1 protein-coding gene is annotated in these 620 nt (G+C 61.0%); it reads left to right on the forward strand.

All coding sequences use genetic code 11. From position 1 onward, the window contains the following. Positions 1 to 620 (forward strand): hypothetical protein (locus OA90_RS27905; RefSeq protein ID WP_156510742.1); only part of this gene is annotated, 620 nt, incomplete at both ends.

Here is a 620-nt window from a genome sequence, read left to right on the forward strand (position 1 = left end):
GCCGTCAGACGTGGTTCAATCGATCTCGCCGGAGTGACTTCACGCGGGGAAACCGTCGAATTCCGGCTGGAAGACGACGGCGCCACGCTGGTTGGCTATGTTGATGGCGGTTCCGGTGCGGACCGCGATGTCTTCCGGGTGACCCTGTCCGACATCGGCAATGGCTCCTACGACTTCGAATTGCTCGACGTCCTCGACCATTATAGTTCCGGCAAGGAGGACAATCTTGTCCTCACCTTCGGCTTCACGGCCACGGACAGCGATGGCGACACAGCAGACGGATCCTTTATCGTCCGCGTCGATGATGACGGCCCGGTTCTCGGTGATGTCGGATCAAGTCAGGTGGATGAAGACGGCCTTGCCGGCGGAAACGTTGGCGAAAGCTATCCTGGCAACACAGGCGACTACTCTACCGGCGGTTCTCGTGACGCTGCCACAACCTCCAGCCGATCCCTCAATATCTCCTGGGGAGCCGACGACGCCAACAGCGAGGTCGACGGCGGTGCGAGCGAGGGGACCGGCGACCGTGCTGTCGAATTCACGTCCAGCGACGTTGCCGTCAGACGTGGTTCAATCGATCTCGCCGGAGTGACTTCACGCGGGGAAACCGTCGAATTCCG

Source organism: Labrenzia sp. OB1, assembly GCF_001624695.1.
Lineage (GTDB): Bacteria > Pseudomonadota > Alphaproteobacteria > Rhizobiales > Stappiaceae > Roseibium.